Source organism: Paenibacillus sp. JZ16 (assembly GCF_015326965.1).
In the GTDB taxonomy this organism is placed as follows: Bacteria; Bacillota; Bacilli; order Paenibacillales; family Paenibacillaceae; genus Paenibacillus_AQ.
The window spans coordinates 5,350,328-5,374,862 of the sequence record NZ_CP017659.1 but is presented as its reverse complement, the minus strand read 5'-3'; the positions used below and the strand labels follow the sequence as shown (position 1 = coordinate 5,374,862).

The 24,535-nt window shown below is 51.9% G+C and carries 19 protein-coding genes; 2 read left to right on the top strand and 17 right to left on the bottom strand.

The annotated features are described in order from the left end of the window. Positions 1-60 precede the first annotated feature (60 nt). From nadE to BJP58_RS24165, 3 genes are all read right to left on the bottom strand, one after another. Positions 61-870 (bottom strand): ammonia-dependent NAD(+) synthetase, encoded by an 810-nt coding sequence (gene nadE, locus BJP58_RS24175; protein WP_071220892.1) that lies wholly within the window; start codon positions 868-870, stop codon positions 61-63. Between the two features lie 114 nt (positions 871-984). Continuing rightward, a complete protein-coding gene (locus tag BJP58_RS24170) occupies positions 985-1,419 on the bottom strand; it encodes a BrxA/BrxB family bacilliredoxin (RefSeq protein ID WP_194540895.1) in 435 nt (144 codons plus the stop codon). A gap of 325 nt (positions 1,420-1,744) precedes the next feature. Next, positions 1,745-3,469 carry a two-component system sensor histidine kinase NtrB gene (locus BJP58_RS24165; RefSeq protein ID WP_194540894.1) on the bottom strand — a complete coding sequence of 575 codons (1,725 nt, stop codon included), beginning with the start codon at positions 3,467-3,469 and terminating at the stop codon, positions 1,745-1,747. Positions 3,470-3,680: 211 nt separating this feature from the next. On the opposite strand from BJP58_RS24165, the gene BJP58_RS24160 reads away from it, so the two are divergent. Further along, the gene (locus BJP58_RS24160; RefSeq protein WP_194540893.1) at positions 3,681-4,958 is read left to right on the top strand and encodes a BaiN/RdsA family NAD(P)/FAD-dependent oxidoreductase; all 1,278 of its coding nucleotides are present in this window, start codon (positions 3,681-3,683) and stop codon (positions 4,956-4,958) included. 390 nt (positions 4,959-5,348) lie between these two features. On the opposite strand, the gene BJP58_RS24155 is transcribed toward BJP58_RS24160, so the two are convergent. Continuing rightward, the gene (locus BJP58_RS24155; RefSeq protein ID WP_194540892.1) at positions 5,349-6,611 is read right to left on the bottom strand and encodes an ABC transporter permease; all 1,263 of its coding nucleotides are present in this window, start codon (positions 6,609-6,611) and stop codon (positions 5,349-5,351) included. Between the two features lie 14 nt (positions 6,612-6,625). Then, a complete protein-coding gene (locus BJP58_RS24150) occupies positions 6,626-7,357 on the bottom strand; it encodes an ABC transporter ATP-binding protein (protein ID WP_194540891.1) in 732 nt (243 codons plus the stop codon). Between the two features lie 251 nt (positions 7,358-7,608). On the opposite strand from BJP58_RS24150, the gene BJP58_RS24145 reads away from it, so the two are divergent. Next, positions 7,609-8,073: a MarR family winged helix-turn-helix transcriptional regulator gene (locus tag BJP58_RS24145; protein WP_194540890.1), complete on the top strand. Its 465-nt coding sequence runs from the start codon at positions 7,609-7,611 to the stop codon at positions 8,071-8,073. A 66-nt stretch (positions 8,074-8,139) separates the two neighbouring features. On the opposite strand, the gene BJP58_RS24140 is transcribed toward BJP58_RS24145, so the two are convergent. The 12 genes from BJP58_RS24140 to BJP58_RS24085 form a co-directional block, all read right to left on the bottom strand. Further along, entirely contained in the window at positions 8,140-9,159 is a 1,020-nt protein-coding gene (locus tag BJP58_RS24140) for a glycoside hydrolase family 53 protein (protein WP_233355160.1), read from the bottom strand. 323 nt (positions 9,160-9,482) lie between these two features. Then, entirely contained in the window at positions 9,483-11,555 is a 2,073-nt protein-coding gene (locus BJP58_RS24135) for a beta-galactosidase (protein ID WP_269468906.1), read from the bottom strand. A 40-nt stretch (positions 11,556-11,595) separates the two neighbouring features. Continuing rightward, positions 11,596-12,474 (bottom strand): carbohydrate ABC transporter permease, encoded by an 879-nt coding sequence (locus BJP58_RS24130; RefSeq protein WP_113058259.1) that lies wholly within the window; start codon positions 12,472-12,474, stop codon positions 11,596-11,598. Positions 12,475-12,495: 21 nt separating this feature from the next. After that, the gene (locus tag BJP58_RS24125) at positions 12,496-13,386 is read right to left on the bottom strand and encodes an ABC transporter permease (protein WP_113058258.1); all 891 of its coding nucleotides are present in this window, start codon (positions 13,384-13,386) and stop codon (positions 12,496-12,498) included. Positions 13,387-13,559: 173 nt separating this feature from the next. Further along, complete coding sequence (locus BJP58_RS24120) at positions 13,560-15,245, bottom strand: extracellular solute-binding protein (RefSeq protein ID WP_194540889.1); 1,686 nt, start codon at positions 15,243-15,245, stop codon at positions 13,560-13,562. Positions 15,246-15,342: 97 nt separating this feature from the next. Further along, positions 15,343-16,968: a response regulator gene (locus tag BJP58_RS24115; protein ID WP_194540888.1), complete on the bottom strand. Its 1,626-nt coding sequence runs from the start codon at positions 16,966-16,968 to the stop codon at positions 15,343-15,345. Next, positions 16,949-18,739, bottom strand: a complete 1,791-nt coding sequence (locus BJP58_RS24110; protein ID WP_194540887.1) for a sensor histidine kinase — start codon at positions 18,737-18,739, stop codon at positions 16,949-16,951. Before BJP58_RS24110 ends, BJP58_RS24115 begins: the two co-directional genes overlap by 20 nt. Before the next feature lie 255 nt (positions 18,740-18,994). Beyond that, entirely contained in the window at positions 18,995-20,515 is a 1,521-nt protein-coding gene (locus BJP58_RS24105; RefSeq protein ID WP_194540886.1) for an MDR family MFS transporter, read from the bottom strand. A gap of 170 nt (positions 20,516-20,685) precedes the next feature. Next, positions 20,686-22,317, bottom strand: a complete 1,632-nt coding sequence (locus BJP58_RS24100) for an ABC transporter ATP-binding protein (RefSeq protein WP_194540885.1) — start codon at positions 22,315-22,317, stop codon at positions 20,686-20,688. Positions 22,318-22,321: 4 nt separating this feature from the next. Then, complete coding sequence (locus tag BJP58_RS24095; protein ID WP_071222298.1) at positions 22,322-22,852, bottom strand: ECF transporter S component; 531 nt, start codon at positions 22,850-22,852, stop codon at positions 22,322-22,324. Between the two features lie 182 nt (positions 22,853-23,034). Continuing rightward, positions 23,035-23,793: an energy-coupling factor transporter transmembrane component T family protein gene (locus BJP58_RS24090; RefSeq protein ID WP_194540884.1), complete on the bottom strand. Its 759-nt coding sequence runs from the start codon at positions 23,791-23,793 to the stop codon at positions 23,035-23,037. A gap of 1 nt (position 23,794) precedes the next feature. Further along, a complete protein-coding gene (locus BJP58_RS24085) occupies positions 23,795-24,376 on the bottom strand; it encodes a GNAT family N-acetyltransferase (RefSeq protein ID WP_194540883.1) in 582 nt (193 codons plus the stop codon). Between the last annotated feature and the right edge of the window lie 159 nt (positions 24,377-24,535).

Here is a 24,535-nt window from a genome sequence, read left to right as displayed (position 1 = left end):
TAATTAAATAGCCTTCCGGAGGGTATTTCTCCGGAAGGCTATTTGCTGGGTATTCGTATGTTAGATGCCTGGAATCGTATTGCGCTTGTGCGCGGTTTTATTGTAATAGCTCTCGAGCTTCTGCTGAACATCAGGATTGATCGTCTTGCCTTCCAGATAATCGCTGTTATCCTCGTAGCTGATTCCGAGCTCTTTCTCGTCTGTCTGACCTTCCCAAAGGCCGGCAGAAGGCGCTTTGTCCAGAATCGATTGCGGAACCCCCAAATAGGATGCGAGCATCCGAACCTGACGCTTGTTCAGGGAACTCAGCGGCGTAATGTCCACTGCTCCATCGCCCCACTTGGTATAGAAGCCGGTAATCGCCTCGGAAGCATGATCCGTGCCGACCACGATCAAATTCTGTTCGAATGCCAGCGCATATTGTACCACCATACGCACCCTTGCTTTCACATTGCCTTTGCCGGGAATGCTCATATGCTTATGAACACCGATATTCTTCAGGCCATGCTCTACCTCCAGTGCAACCTCGTTCACGGCTTCCTCGATATTGGTCTCGACGGTATATTTCAAATCGAAGGCCTTCGCCGTGGCGTAGCTGTCGGAAATATCAGCCTGCTCGCCGTATGGCTGGAACACCCCTAGTGTCTTGTATTCCTTACCGGTCTCCTCCGTAAGCTCGTCAGTAGCCCGTTTGCACAGACCGGCAGCCACCGCCGAATCAATCCCGCCGCTAATGGCGATCAGCAATCCGGAAGTACCCGAGTTCTTCACATAGGTTTTCAGAAAATCAACGCGCTTGCGTACCTCTTCCTCCACATTAATGGTAGGTTTGACACCCAGTTCGGCGATAATTTGTTCTTGTAGGCTCATGATAGATGACTCCTTTCAGTATGTTCTCTCTTTTATGAAGTGCTGTGCTCCTATAACAAAAGCCCCGCGGCTTCGGAATATGCCGAATGCTTCGGGGCCTATGTAACTGCCGGATTATTGGCAGTAGCGATTGAATGCGTCGGTCAAATCCGCCGCGATTTCTTCTGCAGAACGATTCTCCACTTGATGACGCTCAATAAAATGCACCAATTCTCCGTCCTTCAACAGCGCAATCGATGGGGAGGATGGAGGATACGGAGCAAAATACTCGCGGGCTTTCGCCGTTGCTTCCTTATCCTGTCCGGCGAACACGGTATACAAATGATCCGGCTTCACCTGATTCTCAAGCGCTATAGCTACACCAGGACGTGCTTGCCCAGCTGCGCATCCGCATACGGAGTTTACAACGACCAGCGTTGTACCTTTCGCTACCGGAAGCACTTCCTCCACCTCTTCAGGCGTTGTCAGCTCCTTGATTCCCAAGCTAGTCAGCTCATCCCGCATCGGTTGAACCATATCGCGCATATATCGGTCAAAAGACATACCCATAACTGCTTCACTCCTTATATAAACAAGATTGTTCGAATTATAACAGCTCATCGATATCTATATTATACAATCCTAAAGAGTGAAAGCAAGAAAATACAAAACGAGCAGCATCACAAAATAGGATACCGCCCGTCTTTCATTGTTTCATTCTTTGAACTAGGTAGCAGGATAGTTTACCCCATCTTTTTTCTTGTCAACGATGGGCTCGCCACGGCGCTCTTTGTTTTCACGCTCCTGCTGCTCCTGTTGTTTGGAATCATTTTTACTCATCCGAATCCCTCCTTTACCCTAAGCTCTACCTTAGAATGCCTAATTACCAATCCGTTTATTCGGAAGCGGCAGCGCTCTCGGTTTCCGGTAAGCTTTGCAGGTAAGAGTGGACGGGAAAGGAAATAATGAAAACCGTTCCTTCCCCTAGCCTCGACTTCACATCAATGGTCCCGTGATGACGCTGTACAATGCTCATGCACAGGGCAAGTCCCAGCCCCGTTCCCTTGCTCTTCGTCGTAAAGAAAGGCTCAAACAAACGCTCCAGCTCATTCTCGGAGATGCCGATTCCTGTATCCGCAACATAAAGCAGGACCTGATCCCCATCGACCCGGGTTTCGATCGTCAACGTCCCCTTGTCGTCCATAGCCTCCATCCCGTTTCGGCACAGGTTCAGAATCAGCTGTTTCATCTCCTTGGCATTCAGATGCAGATGGGGAATTTCGGTTCCGAGTTTCAGCTCAATGCTCTGGCCGCGCAAATTCGCGTCAGCCCACAAGAGGGGACTGAGCTCATGTATAATGTCATGCAGGTGACACTCTTCTTTTTCTGCAACCCGGTTTTGGGCGAGGGATAAAAAATCGCTGATGATACCGTTAGCCCGATCGAGCTCCTCCATGACAATCCGGTAATAATGGTCCAGCGTATCCGGACTCTTCTCCTGCATCAGCTGCAAGAATCCACGCACGACAGCCATCGGATTGCGAATTTCATGGGTAATGCTTGCCGCCATTTGGCCAACCAAACTTAAACGCTCTACATTAATAAATTCCGTCCGAAGCCGCTCCAGCTCCGTAATATCTTCCATAATACCTACCGCACCCAAGATGTCGCCGTTCTCGTTATGTATAAGCGGATAAATGCCCGTGGAATACACCCTGGTAGCGCTTCGCATAATCTCACCGGTGCTTTCGATTCCATCTATCGCTCTATGAAACCGACTGCGCAGATGTTCTTTTTGAATCATGCCATCTAATAAGTCAAACAACGGTCTGCCGATCACATCCTTGGTCGACAGATTAGGAAACACGTTTCGAAAGCTGCGGATAAGCGGTTGATTAAAGGCGATGATATTGCCGCTTCGATCTACCGCGACCATCCCTAAAGGAATCATCTCCATCATTTTGGTTAACGATGACCACTCTCTGTTCTTCACATCATATTGGCCCGCGCCCAGACGCTCATTGGTTAATTCGATCCAATACACAATCATTCCAGAATAAAAAATGCCGATCAGCATATACAAAATGGTCACCAATATCGTATCCGGATTCAGAGCATCATTCTTAACCTTTCCTTCAATCGCGTGGGAGGCTACAATAATCAGCATGGCCGGAATAAGCGCGCTCCACAGCCAACAAATCTTCTCGGTCATGGAGCCTTTCCTGAAATTAGAGGTGATCCAAGGTAATAGCGAATATCCCAGAACCAGCATATTCAGGATGAGGCCGATCGTGGACCAACCATTAATCAGCCCTTGGCTTGTGATATACACAGCTGCAAGAAATAGCCCTGAACGACGACCTCCATATAATATGCCTAAAAATAACGGAATTACCCCAAGGTTGATCGGTACGTAATAATCGTTCATGGCCGAGATCAAGACACATAATACAGTGCTGATTCCGCATGCAATGACAATATGTTTGCGAAATCGAAGCAGATCATCCGGATTCTTCTTGTTCAGGCACTTTAGATGTCTGTCGAGGAGAAGCGGCAGATGAAAGATGAGTGTACCAGACAGCAAAACTTGCAGCAAAATATCTTTCCATAGGCTCAGCACAGTGATCGATCACCTCAATTGGACGACGCATCTAATATTTCTGATTAAAGCATAGGCAACATCATATTACAATATCTTGTAATTTCTCTTTCGAAGCCCGGGTAAACTACATCCTATGTCCTATTCATGAGGTTTGGGATAATTCGTAAAAATCCTATATAATAAGATTCATCTATTAATTGATATACCCCCAAAGGAGCTATGAGCAAACATGCTTGAATATGATATTATTGTCGTCGGCGGCGGACCTTCCGGATTGATGTCCTGTGTTGCGGCAGGGGAAAGAGGAGCTTCCGTTCTGCTGATTGACAAAGGAGATAAACTAGGCCGTAAACTTGGCATATCGGGCGGCGGAAGATGCAATGTGACGAATGCCAAAGAACAGGATGAATTGATTGCCAACATCCCGGGAAACGGCCGTTTTCTATATAGTGCTTTTCAGCATTGGAACAATAAGGATATCATGTCTTTTTTCGAGGGCCTTGGCATTCGCCTCAAAGAAGAAGACAATGGGCGCATGTTTCCTGTGACGGATAAAGCCTCCAGTGTCGTGAATGCCTTGATTGGCAAAGTGAAGGAGCTCGGTACCGACATCCGGACAAACAGTCCGGTGAAAAAAGTTCTCTATGAGAACGGCCGAACGGCCGGGATCGAACTGAAATCCGGGGAAGTGATCAAGTCTTCCTGCGTGATCATTGCAACCGGCGGACAGTCTGTACCGCAAACCGGTTCGACGGGGGACGGGTATCCTTGGGCTGAGGCGGCAGGACATACGATCACGGAGCTGTATCCAACCGAAGTGCCTATCGTCTCCACCGAGCCTTTTATTGCCTCTAAAGAGCTGCAAGGTTTGTCACTGCGGGATCTGGAGCTCTCCGTCTGGAATCCGAAAGGAAAAAAAGTGATTGCCCACCGGGGAGATATGCTGTTCACCCATTTCGGGGTGTCCGGTCCGATCGCGCTGCGCTGCAGTCAGTTCATCCGCCAGGTGCAGCGGAAGTTTGATATCGTAAATGTGGACATGGCCATCGATATGTTCCCCGATCGCTCTCAAGCTGAGCTTGAGGCCGAACTCAAAGGACGGCTGGAGGATGAGCCGAGAAAAAGCATCAAAAACGTGCTCAAGGGCATGCTGCCGGAACGAATGATCCCCCTGCTGCTATCCAAGTCCTCCATCGACAGCGACATGATCTGCAGCGGTATCTCCAAAACGGCGCTGACAACCTTTATCTCGATTCTAAAAAAGTTCACGTTCCGCGCGTCGGGCACCCGTTCGCTGAAGGAAGCCTTCGTGACAGGCGGCGGCGTCAGCCTCAAGGAAATCCAGCCCAAAAGCATGGAATCCAAGCTGATGCCCGGCCTCTTCTTCTGCGGTGAAATTCTGGATATTCACGGATACACCGGCGGTTACAATATTACGGCCGCCTTTGCAACCGGTTATACGGCAGGCAAGCATGCTGCCGAAGCAGCAGCGGTAAGTAAATCATAAGAAAAACGTCGATCGACGTACTTTCACAGATGACAGACCGCAGTTAGATGAAGTTTTTCTTGCGATATCAGGAAGTCACTAGCTTCGAAGTTTATACTTTCTGATATCTATAAGAAAAACGTCGATCGACGTACTTTCACAGATGACAGACCGCAGTTAGATGAAGTTTTTCTTGCGATATCAGGAAGTCACTAGCTTCGAAGTTTATACTTTCTGATATCTATAAGAAAAACGTATATCGACGTACTTTCACAGATGACAGACCGCAGTTAGATGAAGTTTTTCTTGCGATATCAGGAAGTCACTAGCTTCGAAGTTTATACTTTCTAATATCTTGAATAAAAGCGCGCTGTATGCCCCATCCCTTGGAGCATTCCAGCGCGCTTTTTATTATTCTTGTGGGTGTCTCTCCTCTTTGTAGACCGGCCAAGACATAAGCGATGGCGCAACCATGACTGCCAGCACAGTCAGTGCAAGCACGGCGAGCCATCCCATTCCCCCTTGCAAAAGCGTTAGCCCAGCCACGAGCGAATAAAGAAATGCGGGAAGAGCGAGCAAGGTTCGGACCGCGAGGACGCCAGCCGTACGATGCTGCTGATTCGTAAACGGGAGCACCTGCATAAACTCGGCTTTGGCGAACACCGCCCATCTTGTATTCAGCCAATACGACATCATCAATACCAGAGCAAGGTATACGATGATTTTGATGATCGGCGGCGGCAGCCAGACAGCCGGAATGCCGACCAGCGTAATCTGAATGTACAATAACAAGCTCTCAGGGTGGCGCAAAATCGCCTTTAACCCCGCATCGGCCAACCTCTTCTCCACTGTACCTTTGAACAATCGGCCGGACTTGCGCATAAACCAGGTCTTGCTTCGTACACTTGGTGGTTTGCCGACGGCTTGAACGAGCAGCTTCTCCGTCAACTGGACCCTTGTCTTCGCATCCTCACGCGCATCTGCGATGAAGGTTCCTTGCATGGCAAGCCGCTTGCGGCTAAGAAGAAACAGCACCATAAGCAGAATCAAGGCAGCTGCCCACAATACAGCATAGGACTCAAGCCAAAATGTAACAAGCAGCGCTAACAGTCCGAATGAGAGCCAGCGTACGAGATAAGTCATTCCATGTTTCCGCCAGCCTTTATAGCTGGAGCGAATCATAGCGGTTAATAAATTCGCGCACCAGGCGCATAGAGCCGTCATCATCAGCAAGGTCAGCAGGGCAATGCCGGTTATCTCATGTTCCCTGACCAGAATTGGCAGCGCAAGCACTGTAACGACCAATCCCTTGATCGCTGAGACCGTATGACTGTATGCCATGCCCCTGATCATTAACCCCTTCATCCAGCCTCGCTGCTGGCGAAGAAACAATACGTCAGCCTCTTCCAGGAACAGCAGCACTCTGCCTGAGAACATAAAGAGCAGAAGACCTACCACCGCCTGCAGCGGAAAGAACTGGGCCCATCCGGGAAGCGGGCTCGTCCATAACTCGCGGTAGAGCCCGCCTCCCAGCAGCAGACCCGGAACAATGATATACAGCATTACGATCCAGTCGACCACGGTTGCCAGATTGTCGCGTTGATTCTTCCAATGAGCGGTCACCCTTCGCCAAAAGAGGGAGCCCGGATGGCTAAAATGATAAGATCGATCCATGTCCATTCCCTCCCTCATGTCAGCGCATCGAAACAATCAAACAACGATGCGCCGGGAAGATCAGCGGCCTGGCGGATTTGATCCAACGTGCCCTCCGAGGCAATCCGGCCTGCGGATATGAGCACAAAGCGATCGCAAATTTTCTCTGCAGTATCCAGCACATGGGTGGACATCAATACGCCGGCTCCACGACTTCTCTCCTCAAGCAGCAGATTCAAGAAATCTCGGGTGGCTCGGGGATCCAATCCAATAAACGGTTCATCTACAATATAGACGTCCGGCTTGGAGAGAAATCCGATCATCAGCATCATCTTCTGCTTCATTCCTTTGGAGAAGCCTCCCGGCAGTTCATTGCGCACCGGCTCCATTCCAAACTGACGGAGAAGCTGATCGGCCTGTCTCTCGAAATGTTCATCATCCATTCCAAATGCAGCAGCCGCCAAATCCAAATGCTCCCACAGCGTCAAATCCTCATAAAACACCGGCTGCTCGGGAACGTAAGCATATCGGGGAGGCTGACCTGCAATAAAGACGTCAGCTTTACTATCTTTAAGCAGCCCCAGCACCGTCTTAATGGTTGTGCTCTTTCCGGCTCCATTCGGACCGATCAACCCCAGCAGTTCGCCGGGTGCCACTTGAAACGATATATCCCGTATGCGCGGGCGGCCTGGTTCGTAACCCGCCTGCTGAATATCCACCTTCAGTACCGGTTCGGTACCCCATTCATTCTCTTGAATCTTATGCATCCTAACACCCCATCCGTTAATCCTTATCTCAGTATTACGCAGATGGACAAAGATTCGTTGCATTTAGCAAAACATTCATTTAAATCCCTCTGATTCCGGCTTATCGAGCTGGAGGTGTAGTTGATACGAGCGGAGAATGAAAATGTTTCGGCCGGATTGTGACAAATCACATGTTGAATTTACTCATTTCAGCGTAATCTTAGATTTGAAGTAATTCAGGACATGAGTCCATATCAAAGGCGGGAGAATGTATGAAGGTGTCACATGAACGCGATACACAGCTTGCTATGCACCTGTATCGGGTGTTTGCCAAGTCATTCAAGAGCGTCAACGAACATGTCGTGAATAACAGTAAAATCGAAGGCTTTAATCCAACTTCATTTGCCGTAATGGAAGTACTGTTCTATAAAGGCCGCCAGCCCATCCAGCAGATCGGGGCACAGCTGCTCCTGCAGAGCGGAAACGTAACCTATGTAGTTGATAAGCTCGTTGAAAAAGGTTATGTGCGCCGCAAACCCTGTCCCGAGGACAGAAGAGTCATTTACGCCGAGCTGACTCCGCCCGGAGAGCAATTAATGCAGAAGCTATACCCCCTGCATGAACGACACATCGAGCATGCCCTGGGTGGATTGGATGAGGAAGAGAAACATCAACTCATTGGGCTTCTGAGTAAAATGGGGAAACATGCGGAACAGGTACAAATCGTGCGCCAGTAGAGCTGACAAACAAAGAGAAGAACCCTTTCTCCTTCTTGGAATCAGGGTTCTTCTTGTTAAATACACTCAGTCTTTAAAGCCTTCCAAGGCAATAGTCGGCTTCCCGTCCGCCTGCCAGGCTCCCTTGTTGTATCCCGCATTGTATCCCGGCGCTGCTTCAGGCTCCCAGTAGAACACGCCCAGCCCCGTACCTCCCGCTAAGCCTCTTACCTTGGTCTTAATGCTCTGGATAAAGCTCTTGGCTGCCGCGGGCTGATTGTAATCCATGCCGATTTCGCTGATCATGATGCTTTTCCCATATCTGGCGGTCATGTCTTTGGCATTGGCAATCGTTTGATCGACCTTCGATGACCAATCGCCTGCTTCCGGGTACAGCGACATGCCGATAATATCAAAGTTCGCGCCGTTGCTGATCAAGCCGCCAATGTTCCACTTGAACAATTCATTGTCGTAGCCATTCGATAAATGAACGATCGTCTTGGTCTGGCTGCTGACGGACTTCACTGCATTATGCCCCGTATTGACGAGCCAGGCGTAATTCTTCATGTTCGCCGAGGCTTTGCCGTCCTCCCACAGCATCCCGTTGTTGGTTTCGTTGCCGACCTGTACCCAATCCAGCGTCACGCCTTTGTTCTTCATGGTGTTCATCACATAGACGGTATGGGAATAGACCGCATCCATCAGCTGCTGAAAGGTAAAATTACGCCAGGCATACGGCTTGTACTGCTGTCCCGGGTCCGCCCAGGAATCGCTGTAATGCAGCGTAAGCATAATGCTCATGCCTTTATTCTTGGCACGCTGGGCCAGCTCGGCGGCTTTTTCCGCATTCAGATAGCCGTTCATGTAATCATTCATATTGGGATTGACCCAGACTCGAATCCGGGCGGAATTGATCTGGTAATCGTTCTTCAGAATGTCCAGAATATCGCGCTGAACCCCTGTCTTGTCCTTCCACTTATATCCTTGAGCTTCCATACCGGGAACCCAGCTGATGTCCGCTCCTTTTGCAAAAGCAGGCGCCGCCTCGGCGGAGCCGTTACCCGAAAAGCCAAACGATAACGCAAGCATCGATACGCATAGAAACATCCTGAACCAAACTCCTTTCGCAATTTCAGTCATCATGATACCTCCTTGGTTTTCGTTCACTGCGCAAGTGACCCCCCCTATTGTAAGCGCTCTCCAAATGAAGCCACAGGGCATAATGCCAACATTTCCGGTCCTTTTCCAAGCAAAATGAACCCCGTGCGCAAGAGGGCGAAATGTCAGATCCGGTGCGGATAAGACGATCCTATGGTATAGACAAAAGAGCTACGCTGTATATGAAGCAAGGACAGGCACCTTACGAAGGCACCTGTCCCTGGAAGAGGCATGTTTTGTAAACGAATCGGAGCATCGAATGCTAAGACGGCTTACGAAATCCCGCCTTTTATGATCACCTTCACTCCATAAGGAGCCAACACAAGTTCAGCCCCTATGGCTTCGCCTGAAATAAAATCGCTGTACCGGGTTCCGTCCAGCGTGATCCGCTTCGCTTCGCCAGAGAAGTTCATCACGAAAATGTAGTCCGACTCTCCATCCGTACGAATGGAGGAGCTTACGCCCGAAGGCAGCTCCACTGGAAGCGCCCGAAGGACGCCAGTCTGTTCAACGAGTTTCCTGTAAAAATCGGAATGAAACGGCTCCTTGTTCCGGGAGGCAATATAATAGGCCCGGCCCTTCCCCAGCTGATTGACCGTCAAGGCAGGCCGTCCCGCATAGAAATCGGAAGAGTAAACGGCCAGCGCCTCCGCCGTCTCTAGATGAATGAGGTCGCAGAGCTCAATGGCTTCATAAGCTTTGGCCAAGCCAAGCCCCCCTCCGTCATTCGTTACGATCCCATTGACATCGTGATCATGCAGAGCATCGATTTCTTCCGACCATACGCCGAGCGTCTTACGGAGGGGGCCCGGAAATCCGCCAAGGAAGCAAAGGTCAAACTCGTCGACGATTCCCGACCAATACGTTGCAACAAACGTGCCGCCCGCTTCCACAAATTGTTGAATCCGCTCGCCCACGCCTGGGCGCACCATATACAGCATGGGCGCTACCAAAAGTTTATATCCGGAGAAGTCCTGCTCCATATCGATGACGTCGATCGGGACTCCCAACTTCCATAAAGCCCGGTAATGCTCTTGCACGGTCTCTTCATACTTGACTCCCTTGTTCCGCGGACCCTGCGCATCGTTGATGGCCCAGCGGTTCTCCCAGTCAAAAATGACCGCCGCTTCCGCCGGAATGCCCGTTCCTACAACGGCATCCATCTTCTTGAGATAGTCCCCGACCTCGGCCACATCGCTGAACACCCGGGTGTGTTCATGACCGACATGATCGACGACGGCGCCGTGCAGCTTCTCGCTCGATCCCCTGCTCTTGCGCCATTGAAAATATTGCACCGTATCCGAACCATGGGCAACGGCTTGCATGGAAGACAGTAAATGCATACCCGGACGCTTCAGCTTGCTCACCGGCTGCCAGTTGGTCAGACTTGGCGTGCTCTCCATCAGCATCCAAGGCTGTCCGCCTTTGATCGAGCGGATAATATCATGCATCATGGCAACGCGGGCTGCCTGCACGGCCTCATCCCCGCCCTGATCATGCCAGGTCGGATAGCTGTCCCAAGATACAACGTCCAGCAGATCAGCGAACTTCCAGTAATTCAGACCTTCAAAATATTCCATCAGATTGGTCGTAACCGGAAGGGATGGATTGACCCTCCGGAGGGGTTCAATTTCATGCCGGATGAGATCCGCCGTCTGATCGGTTACAAACCGTCTCCAATCCAGGTTCATTCCATGGACCTGCGTCTCACCGTGCGGTGCTGGGGATTCGATCTGGCTCCATTTCGTAATCGTGTGACTCCAGAACGCAGTCCACCAGGCATGGTTCAGCTCATCCAGCGTTCTATACTTTGTCTGAAGCCAGGACCGGAATGCGTCCTGACAATAGTCGCAATGGCAATCGCCGCCAAACTCATTCGAGATATGCCAGCCGATTACAGCTGGATGATTGCCGTACCGCTCCGCAAGCTTCCTGTTGATCGTATGGACCTTCTCCCGATAGACCGGCGAAGTATAACAATGATTATGCCGGAAACCGTGCAGGTTACGGACCCGTCTCTCGCTTACGCGCAGCACCTCAGGATACTTCTCCGACATCCAGGCCGGTCTTGCGCCGCTTGGCGTTGCCAGAAAAGCATAAATTCCATTGGCGGCAAAGCGGTCCAATACGGCGTCAAGCCAATCAAACGTGAACACGCCTTCCTCGGGCTCCAAGGAAACCCATGAAAATATGCCAACGGACATCACATTGCAATTCGCCAGCTTCATCAGCCGGATATCCTCTTCGAGGACTTCGGGATAACGAAGCCATTGCTCCGGATTATAATCGGCTCCATGCAGCATGTGCGGAACGCGCGAGCTAATCGGATTAAACGTTCGTTTCATAGTAAGTTAAACCTCCTGTTTCCTGTTATGTTTGCATCTCTTATTCTTTGACAGAGCCCAGCGTCATCCCTTTAACGAAAAAACGCTGCAAAAAAGGATAGACCAGCAGGATGGGCGCCGCGCCGATAAAGATCTGTGCGGCATTCACCGTCGTCTGGGACAACAGCTCCATCTCTTTCGGGCTCATGCTCATCGAGCTCATGTCTCGCTGGATAATAACCGTCTGCAGGAAGGTCGCCAGCGGGAAGTCCTTGGCATTGTTCAGGTATAGCAGCCCGTCAAACCATGAGTTCCAATGGAACACCATGCTGAACAGCGCAATCGTGGCAATCGAGGGCAGCGAGATCGGCAAATAAATTTTAAACAGCGTTTTAAAATGGCCGGCTCCATCAATGAAAGCTGCTTCCTCCAGTTCTTTCGGAATCCCCCTGAAGAAGTTCAGCATCAGGATCACCAGAAAGGTATTCACGGTGCCGGGAATGACCAGTACCCAGAAGGAGTTGATCAAGCCCAGCTTCTGAATCACGATATAGAATGGCACCAGGCCGCCATTAAAGACCATGCTGAACACAAACAGCCAGGAATAAATACTGCGGCTGCGGAAGACGCGGTTCTCCTTGGACAGCGGGTATGCGGCCAGGAACGTTACGGCAAGCGTTAGAGCCGTTCCTAATACGGTACGCGCAATGGAGATCCAGATCGAGTGCAAAAACGCCGGGTTATTGATCGTTTTCTTGTAAGCCTCCAGCGAAAAATCGACCGGCCATAATCCCACCAGACTGGCGTCGGCAGCGGCTTTGGAGCTGAACGAAATCGCCAGCACATGAAGCAGCGGAATGATGCAGAGAATGGCAAGCGCGACAAGCAAGCAGGTATTAAACACGTTAAATATGCGGTATTCCATCGTTTTATGGTACATGGCTCTCCCTCTTTCGCTCTGCTAGAATATACGGTAGCCCGCCCACTTGTAGGCCAGCCGATAGGATACGAGAATAAGGGCCATGCTGATCACCGATTTAAACAAGCCGATGGCCGTTCCAAACCCCATCTCGCCATTCAGGATTGCTGTACGGTATACAAAGGTATCGATAATATCGCCTTTCTCGTATACCAGCGGATTGTACAGGTTGAAGATTTGGTCAAACCCGGCATTCAGGATGTTGCCCAGCGCCAATGTTCCGACAACGATCGTGATGGGAATCATGGCAGGGATCGTGATATGAAGCGTTTGCTTCAGGCGTCCCGCTCCATCCATCTCCGCAGCTTCGTACAAGGTCGGGCTAACACCGGCCAGCGCAGCCAGGAATACAATCGTATTGTAGCCAAACTCCTTCCACACGTCAGACACGATCACCGTGAACCGGAACCAGTTATTGTCTCCGAGAAAAAAGATCGGATCGATGCCGACGGCCGCCAGAATCCGATTGGCAAAGCCGTCCACGGCGAGCATTTCGATCAAAATTCCGCCCAGGATGACCCAGGACAAAAAGTGGGGCAAATAAACCATCGTCTGGATGCTCCGCTGAAGCGCCGTTTTTCGAATTTCATTCAGCAGGATGGCAAACACGAACGGAATCAGCAGATTGAACACGATTTTCATCACCGCGATGACCAAGGTGTTCCATATGACCTGCATGCTGTCCTGCCTTTCAAACAAATAACGGAAATTGTCCAAGCCCACCCATGCGGAGCCGCCAACGCCCTCCCACGGCTTATAGTCCTGAAAAGCCATAATGATGCCGCCCATCGGCAAATAACTGAATAAAAACAGACAGATAAGGGCCGGCAGCAGCATGACGTGGAAAGGCCATGTTTTTTTCATCCTCTTCATCCAAGATCCTCCCGTTAAATCAATCTACCTCTTGATTATAGGACCCGTCCCACGGGACGCAGTAGCCCACAAAACCAATATTCATGGCACGATAGCAATCAATTTGCGGCGGCTCCAATGGCACAAAAAGGACGGCCTTTGGCAGGCCGCCCTTCATAAATCGGTAACCAAAACTACTTCACGCTTTGATACCATTCGTTAACCTCTTTGGTGATCTGTTCACCGCCTCCCGCTTTCCACGTCTCTACAAATTTATCAAACGATTCAACCGGCTGCTTGCCGTAAATGATCTCGTTCAGGGTTTGATTCTCGATCTTCAGGAGATAATCCCACTTCGATTTCATGGTGGCGGTAACCGGTCCCGTAAACATGTTCTTCTTGGAGATCTCCTCTTGGGAGAGGAGCACCTCGGCAGCGGCCGGCGTATCCTTGCCATAGTTGACCGCGACATCTTTTTCGAGACGGCTCTGCGGCTTCTCCCCTTTTGCCAGCTTCAGCAGTGCTTTCATCTGCTCGTCCGGAATCCGGGCGCCGTCGCGGACCAGCAAATAACGGACGACATTGACATAACCGCCTTCGATTTGATCGTTCGGAACCATTTCGCCATTGGCATCGAGCTCGAAGTCATAGCCTTCAAACAGTCCATTGGCAAATTCGCCGCCTTCCTTGGACACGGCAAAGTTATCAAACAGGTAGTTCTGATACGTGAAGAAAGCTTCAGGATGCTCCATGTCTTTATGGATCAGGGTAACGCCATTCGTATACTGCGTTCCATGCCGCATCGCAGTGCCATCAGGACCAGCCGGAATTTGCACAGGCTTCCAGACGGCTTCCGGGGCATTCTTCACGGTATCGATCAGCGGCCAGCCGCTCATCCAATAGGGCCCCGGAATGATCCCGGCCGTTCCGGCTACAGCCGGCTCGGCAGTCTTATTCTCATCCCACAGTGCGGCTTCCTTCGGAATATACCCTTTATTCATCCACTCGTTCAGCTTCGCCAAGCCTTCCTTCATGCCTGGATGGACCGAGCCATATTCCAGGCTTCCGTCCTCAGCCACGTTCCACTGCTGCGGCAGCGTTCCGTAAGCGCCGAATATCCAGGACGGATCTCCCATCCAGGTGCTCATGGACGTTTTGAAGCCAATGCTGAGCGGGGTGACTTTGTCCGGGGCTAGACCGGAAGGGTTCTGGTTCTTGAAGGCCTCCATCACCTGCTCAAGCTCATCCATCGTCTTCGGTGCGCTCATCCCCAGCTTGTCCAGCCAATCCTGCCGGATCCATAATACATAGTCGTGATTATAGGCAAAATCCAGTACCGGAAGCCCCATTCGCTTACCGTCCCGGCTGTACTGATTCCACACATTGGAATCCAGATTCATCGCGTTCTTCCACGTTTCCGATGCATACTGGTCAAACAGCGTGCCTACCTCGGCAAACATGCCGGAATCGATTAAATCCTGGGCCAGCTGCTGATTTTCGGTGCCGAGCGTGACGATATCCGGCATCTCCTGTCCGGAGGACATAGCCAGACGCAGCTTGGTTGCAAAAGCGCCGTTGGTATCCGTAATGGACCACAGCGATTTGATGTTGATGCCGAACTTCTCCTTGGCCCACTTCGTAGCCACGTTGTTCTCGATCGTTTCCCCATTCTTGAATTGCAGCGTTGGATCGACGCCCCACACCGTCGTAATCGTAACTTCCGGTTCGTATTTGTCTTTGTAGACGTTTTCAGTTTTGGATTCGGCTGGCTGCTGTGCCGCTTCCGGCTTCGGCTCGCTCCCGGAGCATCCGGCCAAGGATCCGGCCAACAGCAAGGACGCAGCCAGGATCGGGAACCATTTCTTTCTTCTAGCGTTCATATCTAAATCCCCCTTCTACCACCTTATGGATTACATGTTTAATTATAGAGGGGCCGGCAGTCGCATCCTATGTCACGAATCGAAGATTTCTGCACCTTTAGCAACATCCTTGGTCTCTGTATTCGTTCGGCGTCATCCCGTAGTGCTTCCGGAACATCTTGCTAAAATACTGCGGGTTCTGGTAGCCAAGCTCAGCGGTAATTTCATAAATCTTCTTGTTTGTATGCTTCAGCAGGTATAACGCCCGCTCCATTCGCTTGCGGATAATATAATCGCCAAGTCCCTCTCCGGTTTCACCCTTATAAATCTTGGATAAATACACCGGATGCAGGAATACCCGGTCCGCAATCGTCTTGACGGACAGGTCATGACCCGAATCGGCAGTCACCATCTCCTGAACCTGTTTGATGATATGGCTCTTGCTCGTTGTCTCCTGCTCGGAGGAGATATCATGAAGTTTGTTCAGCATATCAAGCGACCAGGAACGCAGCTTCGCAGCCGACTGAACCACCTGCTGAATATACAGGGGATCCCAGCCGGCCTGATCGAGCTGATGAACGTAATGGCCCTGCTTATGAGCCAGGTACATAAAGGCATTCGCAACCGATAAAAACATTTCATACAACGCCGTCTGCCCAATGAATGCGGTTTCAAGCTCTGCAAAAACTTGTTCTATTTTGTCCCGGGCGGCATCCCACTGCCTTGTCTCCAGCAGATGCAGCAGACTGGGCGGTTTGGCAAAAGCCTGGGTCACGTCCCATACAGGCTCACGCAGCCTGCCATCATGGTCTTCAGCAAACCGGATGGCTTCATGATCTCCGTTTCCCCAGAGGTAAAGCGAGCTTAAACCCGACCGGTAAACAGATGCCAATTCCTCCGGAAAATCAAAGGAGGCCGATACGAGAACTGAAATGCTTCCCTTCAGATAGCTGTCCACATCCTGTTGAAACTGGATTACATACTGTTTCAATGCGCGGGAATCCGCGAATGCATCCATTTCCTCTGCCTTGTACTGAGCCAACAGAATCAAGCCGTTATGCGGCGTTTTGCTGGACCACACATGGAGCAGCTCGGCAAATACCTCCTCCGCAATATTACCGATGGCATATTCCATCAGGCTGACCGAATGGTCGTCCATCCTTGTAAATTTCTGCCCGAGCTGGATCAGCAGCATGACCGTCCGCCGGTCTGTTCGGAGCGGGATCTCGTATTCATGCAGCTTGTGTTCGAGTGAAGGGCGCGGTATCTCGCGTCCAAGCAAGAGATCATGCATGAGGCTGTTCCGCAGAATGCCGAGATCCGATTTGCGGCTGTACATCAACTGATGGTACTGCCCAAGCTCCTTCCGCTCCTCCTTGATTGACGCCAAGGCGGAGCTCACGCTGCGTATGAATTCATCATCGTCCACCGGCTTCAAAATGTAATCGGATGCCTGCAGCCGAATCGCCTGCTTGGCATATTCAAAATCCGAATAACCCGTAAGTAAAATGCAGCGGATATGCGTCCAGCGCTCGGTTATGGTCTCCATCAGCTCCAGGCCGGTCATGACCGGCATCCGAACATCCGTGACCACCACATCGATGTCCTCCTCCTCCAGCAGGTCGATCGCCTCCAAGGCGGAAGAAGCCTGATACACTTCTTCAATATCCAGCTCACGCCATGGTATCGTCTGATATAAACTTTCCGTGACATAACTCTCGTCATCAACCAATAAGATATTCATTCATTCCCTGCCCCCTGCCCTGACTTTGATTGATTCCTTCCGAGCGATCCGGCAGCGGCCAATAGAGCACAGCCCGTACGCCGCCCTGTGGAGATTCCGCAAACCGCAGGCCCGCTTCTTCGCCATAACGCAGCCGCATGCGCTGGTGAACATTCCAGACGCCGCATCCCATCTCCTGATCCATCGGCTTGTTCAACCGAGCCTCCAGCTCGGCCAGCTTCTGCCCGTTCATGCCTATTCCGTTATCGTCCACTTGGATGCAGGCCATGCCGTCCAGAATTCGGAAGGTTACCCTGATCTCGCCATCACCCGAATGAGGTTCAATGCCATGCAGTACGGCATTCTCTACCAAAGGCTGAATGACCAGCGGCGGGATCTCCATGCCTTCAGCTTCTTCCGTCAAATCGAGATGATATTTCAGACGCCTCATTCGCATCTGCTGTATTTCCAAATAATGCGTAACGAACTCCATCTCATCGGGCAAGGGAACCAGTTCCCTTTCCTGACGCGTGGTATAGCGGAAATACCGGGACAAGTTGTGCGACATCGCCACGACGGCTTCGTATTTCCGAAGCTTCGCCATACTGGTGATAAACGAGAAACAATTATAGAAGAAATGGGGATTGATCTGGGACTGCAGCTGCTTCAGCTTCGCTTCCCTGACGTGGATCTTCTCCATGTATACATGCTCGAACAGCTCCTGGATCTGCTCCACCATTGAGTTGAATCTCGTAGCCAGAAAACTGAACTCGTTTCGGCCCGATACCTTCATCCTCACCGCGTAATCCCCGGCCTGCAGCCTGCGGAACACATAAACCAGCTGCTTGATCGGAACCTGAACCTGGGAGTACAGCAGGTATGCGGCGAGGCAGCTCATCAAGAGCAATGCGGCGATCGATATATAAAAGAGCCTGTTGGACGTATGGATCGGCTTCATAATGTCCGATAGCGGAATATAGTCTATCAAATACCATCCGGTCGTTTCCGATAATACGATGCTGACCGAATAGGTTTTGCCGCCCACTTCCTTCACGCGGTTCTCCACGTCTTGAAGCGGCTCCCGACCCAGCTCCGCAATCATATGGTTAATCAGTTCCTGGTCCGCGGTACGGTTGTAAATAACGCCGGTATCCGGTTTATAGTAGAACGGATCGCTCCTTCCGTCGCTTTTAAAGCGGTCCAGCATATCCTGAATGTTGGTGCTGTCGAATTCAACCTTGATCACGGTATTCGCCTTGCCTGTATGATGCTGGGTGGAATACGGTGCCACCGAATACCAGACAAACAGGAACCGCCGATCGCTCCCCTCATCATAAGAAGTAACCTGCCAGCCCGGCTTCACGTCCTCCGCAAGCTCTTCTGGCGAGTAAAAGCCGGCATCACTTTCGGTGACCACCCGCCCAAGGGACGGGGAATAAATGGCCAGATGGCTGCGCCAGTTCGAAGAGCTCTCCTGTATGCTCAGCTTCGTCTGGATCTGCTTCACGAGGTTAATCGCGTCCAGGTTCAGATATTTATCCTGCAAATAAATATCCCGAAAGCTTGAAATATCCGGGTCATGCAGCAGCAAATTCGGCCACGATGCCAATATATCGATATTTGTGTTCACCTGATTCTGAAAGAAGACAAGCTGGTTCGTATTCGATTGGCTGAGCTCCTTGCTGAGCACGTTTGTCGTGGTTTGGTTCGAATAGAAATAGAGGCCGACAATCGGAATCAACATCAGGAAAATAAACAGCATGATTTTTCGGAACAGATTAAATTTGGACATACATCGGCAGCCCCTTGGGTTTATGTAGTATGAGAAGTTCATTTATAGAGCGAAATATGTTTATTATATCGGAGTTCACTCTGCACCGTGTAGGGCATATTAGCAAGATTTCAGACACTTTCGAAGGGATTGTTGCGAAATGCGTTAGCGTCCGCAAAGAGTTGCACTAAACAAGAAAACAGGATCCCGGCCTGAGAGACCGGGATCCTGTTAAATATGCTATGAAAAAATATATACCTTACATGAGTCCATCCATCAATGGCCTGACGGCTGCGTCTCTTCCGTTCCCGTCTCGGGTTCAGGAGGCGCATTGCGGAAGGCGGCCACGATCAGCATACAGATCACCGCCATCACGGCCATCACCACAAACAGGGAATTCAGGCTGCCCTCCAGTATTCCGCTCAGCAGGCTGCCTGAACCTTCGGGCAGTTCAGCCATGCCATGCGGAGAGAGCAGCTTATTAATATCGTCGCTGGTAATGCCTGCGGCATCCGGCTCCGCCGCAAGTCTGCCCGCAATTCCCGCATTGACCCATAATCCGAACACCGCTACGCCCACGGTCTGACCGAACGTGCGGATGAAGGAGTTCAGCGCCGTGGAAGCTCCCCGGACCTCATAACCCACCGAAGATTGCGCGATGATCTGAAACAAGGTGGAGATATATCCGAAGCCGACCCCATAAATGAACGTAAAGACCAGCAGCACGCCCAGCGCCGTATCCTTATGCATGAACGCCAATCCCACCGCTCCGATGATTAGAAATACGACGCCGATAATCGCCGTTTTCCGGGAACCGGATTTAATGATCAAGCGCCCGCTGATAATCGAACCGATCAGCCATCCGATCGACATCGGGGCTAATGTCAGGCCCGACAAGGTCGCGTTGCCGCCCCGAACCCCTTGAATCCACAGCGGCAAATACGTGGTCAGCCCGATAATAAGCGCGCTTACCAGAATATTGGCTACCGTCGATACCGTAATATCCCTGATCTTGAACAGATGGAGCGGCAGCATCGGCTCCTTCACCCGGCTCTCCACCACCAGAAACGCAGCGAGCAGCACCACGGAACCGATCATCAAACCGAGCATGAACGGAGAAGTCCAGGAATAGCTCTCTCCGCCGCCTACCGCGAGCGCAAACAACAGCGCCGTCATTCCCACGGTAAACAGGGCCGCTCCCCCGTAATCGATCGATACTTCGCGGGTGGTGCGCTCCTCTTTGAAATAACGGAAAATCAGCCATATCGATAACAGCGCAAACGGTACATTAAAAACAAAGATCCAGTGCCAGGACAGGTAATCCACGAAATACCCGCCAAGCAGCGGTCCGATCAGAGAAGAGATTCCCCATACGGAGCTGATCATCCCCTGAATCTTCCCTCGTTCCTCCAGATTGTAAATGTCTCCGACAATCGTAAAGGTCACCGGAATAACCGCACCGGCCCCAATTCCTTGGATCGCCCTGAATATGATCAGCTGCGTCATGTTCTGCGACAGGCCGCACAGCAATGAGCCTACGAGAAAGATCAGCGAGCCGTATAAAAATACGGGCTTGCGTCCATATAAATCGCTTATTTTACCGAAGATCGGCGTTGTTACCGCCATCGTCAGCAGGTAGGCCGTAAAAATCCAGCTCATGAGGCTTACGCTGCCGAAGCTGCTGATAATGGCCGGTCCCGCCGGGCCGACTACCGTTCCTTCGATCGCAGCCATGAAGGTGGATAACAAAATACCGACCAGGACATAACTGCGTTTGTCTTGTTTTAATACACCCACGTTCCTTCGTCCCCTTTACTCTAGACAGCCCCGGCATAATTCCAGTCCCTGCTGTATCAGGTTTCCGATATGTGTCCTTCTGATAAGGATAAAAACCGGGGCCAACAGCATAAAAGCGCCTCCCGATACCAGGAGCGCTTTCACATCATGTAACATTTCTATTATAAGGGTTACAACGAAGGTTGCACAGTCATTTTCCCGCTTCGCAGATGAATAAAGGAAGTGGCATGTCTCTTCATGAGCTCGGGATCGTGCGTAATCATCAATACGGCCGAACCTTCCCCAATGACAAAACGGCACAGCTCGATCACCTTATCGATGGCGGCATAGTCCATCCCCGACGTCGGTTCGTCCAGGATGTACAGCGCTCTTTGCAGCATCAATTGGCTGATGATGCTCAGAAGGCGCTTCTCCCCCTGACTGAGCAGGTAGGGAGACATTTGAAGCCGATCCGTAAGTCCCGCTTTCTCCAAAAGAAACCTAGCGCGCTGCTGCTGGCCAGCAGACAGCTCCGGACGCTTCTTCACGGACACCCCTCCATGAAGACTGTAAATCAGTTCCTCCCACACATTCGGGGCGGTAAACATATATTCCGGCTGCTGGAACACATAGCCGATCATCTCGGCTCTGCGGTAGACGGCCATTCCCTTCGTATCTTCCCCTTGCCAGCGTATGCTGCCTGCCGGGGCCTGCAGCAGTCCCATGATCAGTCGGCTGAGGGTCGTTTTGCCGGACCCGTTCTCCCCGGTCAGCAGCACCCAGTCGCCGGGATCAATCTTCGCATCGATATCGCGCAGCGCCTCCCGGCCGCCGGGATAGGCAAACGTCAGCGAATCGATCTGGAGCAGCGGGGAGACGGCAGACAGCCTCGCGCCTTCCGCATTGGGTACCGCCGCAGGCACGTCACCTGCGGGGATCGGTACTTCCGCACGGGATACCGATGCAGGCAGGGAACCTGTGGGGATCGGCACTTCCGCACGGGGTTCAGCCGACTGCGGAGGAGTTGCCGCCGGGACAGGCTTGTCCCCGGCGGCGGCACCCGCTGCCTCGCCTGCAGGCCGAGGCAGCAAACCCAGCTGCACCAACTGCTCCCCGCAGCGGTGCAGCAGCTCCTCCGGCGGCCCGTCGAGCACGACGGTGCCGCCGTCCAGGACGATGACGCGCCCTGCGGCGCGCGCGACATCGTCAAAGCGGCCGGACGCGGTGATCAGCGTCCGGCCCTCCGCCTGCAGCTTGCGGCACAGCTGCAGGAAGTTCGCCTGCGCCGCGGCATCCAGGCTGGCGCAGGCGTCGTCGAAGACGAAGAGCCGCGGGCGCAGCGCCAGCACCGCGGCAATGGCCGTCCGCTGCCGCTGTCCGCCGGACAGGCTGCGCACCGGATCCATCCGGCGCTCCAGCAGCTCGACCGCCGTAAGGGACTGCACCACCCGCTCCTCAATCTCAGCGGGTGAAACCCGCATATTTTCAGGACCGAAGGCCGCCTCGTCCTCTACGATGCCCTGAACGAGCTGTGCATCCGGATCCTGAAATAATACCCCTATCGCCTCGGCCACCTCGGCAATCGGCGCCGTGGCGGGATCGAAACCATTAAGCAGCACTTCCCCAGTTCTTGTACCTCCGCCGCTCCGCGGAAGAAGACCGCACAGCAGCTGGCACAGCGTTGACTTCCCGCTGCCGCTTGCCCCGAGGATCGCGACCCACCCGTTCTGCTCGATCTCCAGATGGAGATCCTGTATAACCGGGCGCTCTTCTCCATCGTAAAGAAATCCGAGGTCCCGGCATGTTACCGTTGATCCCGACATGGAACTATCCCTTTACGGCGACGGCAAACCGGCGAAGCAGGCCTGTCTTCACTAACGCCTCTCCTAACACTTTGGTTAACAGACCGCAGAGGAGCACGCCGCTCAGAATGCGCACGACCAGCGCAATACCAAGCACTTCAAGCGGCCAAGACGTATATCCGAACATGTTGGCCGCGAACAGAAACCACAGCGGTACCATCGCGCCGCCAACCAGCATGAGCACGCCGGCACTCCACTTTTTGTGGCGGTAGATGGCAAAAATCGTCTCGGCTACGATCATATAACAGCCTGCTGCCACAAAACACGAAGCGATGCCGTATACCGTCCCCGTCAGAGCCTGAATCGTGCCGCCAATCGCAAACGTGACAACCGCCGTTCCCGGTTTACGAATGATGTAATAGGCCAAGAGCCCATATACCATGTAGATGCCTGTTGTCGTCGAAGTTGCGATGGGCCCGCCAAGACTGCTCAGCAGTTTGTTAACCGGCCCTATGTACACCGTTAGAACGGCATTGACGGCAGCGAGCATCGCCATCAGGATAATTTCCTGGGTCGTAAAAGCAAACCATTTTTTTGGAGATGATGATGTATTCAAATGTAGTCCTCCTTAATTCCAGCCATGATTGGCTGTACTAGCACTTTCGGATGCTTCATTTCATATTTTGCATGCTTCCGCCCCAATCGTCAACCTTATTTTGAATATAAAAGGTTAACAATTTAAACAATCCACCACACAAAAACCGTTGCTAACACATACATGACAGCCGATATGACCGCCCATAAAGGAATGTTAACCTCCGTACGGTACGTTCGTTCCGGATACGCGCCAAAGCCTTTGGACTCCATGGCACCCGCCGTTTGCTGCACGCGCCGCAGCGCATTGAGCAGAACAGCCGAGACAAACTTCAAGCCATAGCTGATGCGGTTACCGAGGCCCCTTGGTGGTCGATGGCCCCGTACCTGCTGGGCAGCCAAAATATGGGTTCCTTCTTCCTCCAACAGCGGGATAAAGGTTAGCGCAGCGGATATGCCAAACGCAAACCGGTAAGGGATTCGAAGACGTCTGGTCAATTCGGCTACCAGTTCTCTCGGATCTGTCGTCAAAATATAAGCCATCGAGGTTAGAAACAAGGTAAACATCCGGAGCGTCATGGCACCCGCAGCGTTTAGCGCCTCCACTGTCAAGGAGATGGGTCCCCACTGCAGCCATACGGTCTCTCCTTTGACCGTCAGGCTGGTCAGAATGAAATAGGGTACTGCAACAATCGCAATCAGCCGGATCCCTCCAAGCAGCCGCTTGCCTGACACCTGGCCTGCAAATCGGGCTTGTCCAATGCATAACAGAAAGAATAACGCCTGCTGCCAGGCCTGATCAAGCAGCATGGCTATCACAGCGGTGCAAAATAATATCACCAGCTTGCTTAATGGATCATATCGATGAAGAAGCGTGTTACCCTTCTCATATTGAATCAGCATATTACAACTCCTGCCTTTCTATCGACCTTGCCCAATCTTTTCTTAACCGTGAAAAAACGACGGCATCCACATAACCGCTTGGCGTATGGCGATAATCTCTTAAGACGCCTTCGCGCGTATAGCCGATCCTCGTAAACCAGCGGCATGCCCGTTCATTTCTCGAATCAACAAAAGCTTCAATCCGGTTTAGTCCCATGGTCGTATACCCAAATGCCGCAGCCATTTCGGCCGCCTCCGACATAAAGCCCTGCCCCCAAAAAGCGCTTGTGAGCTCACAGCCGAACTCGCCTTTGAACGCGCCATCCAGCTGCCAAATATTGAACCCGCAGTTGCCGATCAATTGGCCTGTGTCGATGGCTTCGATGCCCCAGCGGATGGCCTCGTCCTGCTCGGCAAGCAGATGCAGCCAATGAATCAAAGCCTTTGCGTCCTCAGCCGAATGCATGGCGGGCAAATCCAGAAAAGCGGTCGTATTCGGATCGGACCAGCAGCGGAACATCGCTTCCGCATCATCCGTCTCCAACCTGCGCAGCCGTATTCGCCGGCCATTCATTTCCGGAATGATTCCCTTGCAGACATACATGGTTTTTGCACCTCCTTGCAAAAAATCCGACTTGTATCGGCTGTTTCCGGTGATACTATGTCGTGTATAAAAGAGTATAGCGAATATTTAACCCGCGTCCTGGTCATCCTTCAGTATCTTTAGAAGCTGGATGTATCTATATTGATGGATTCGGGAGGC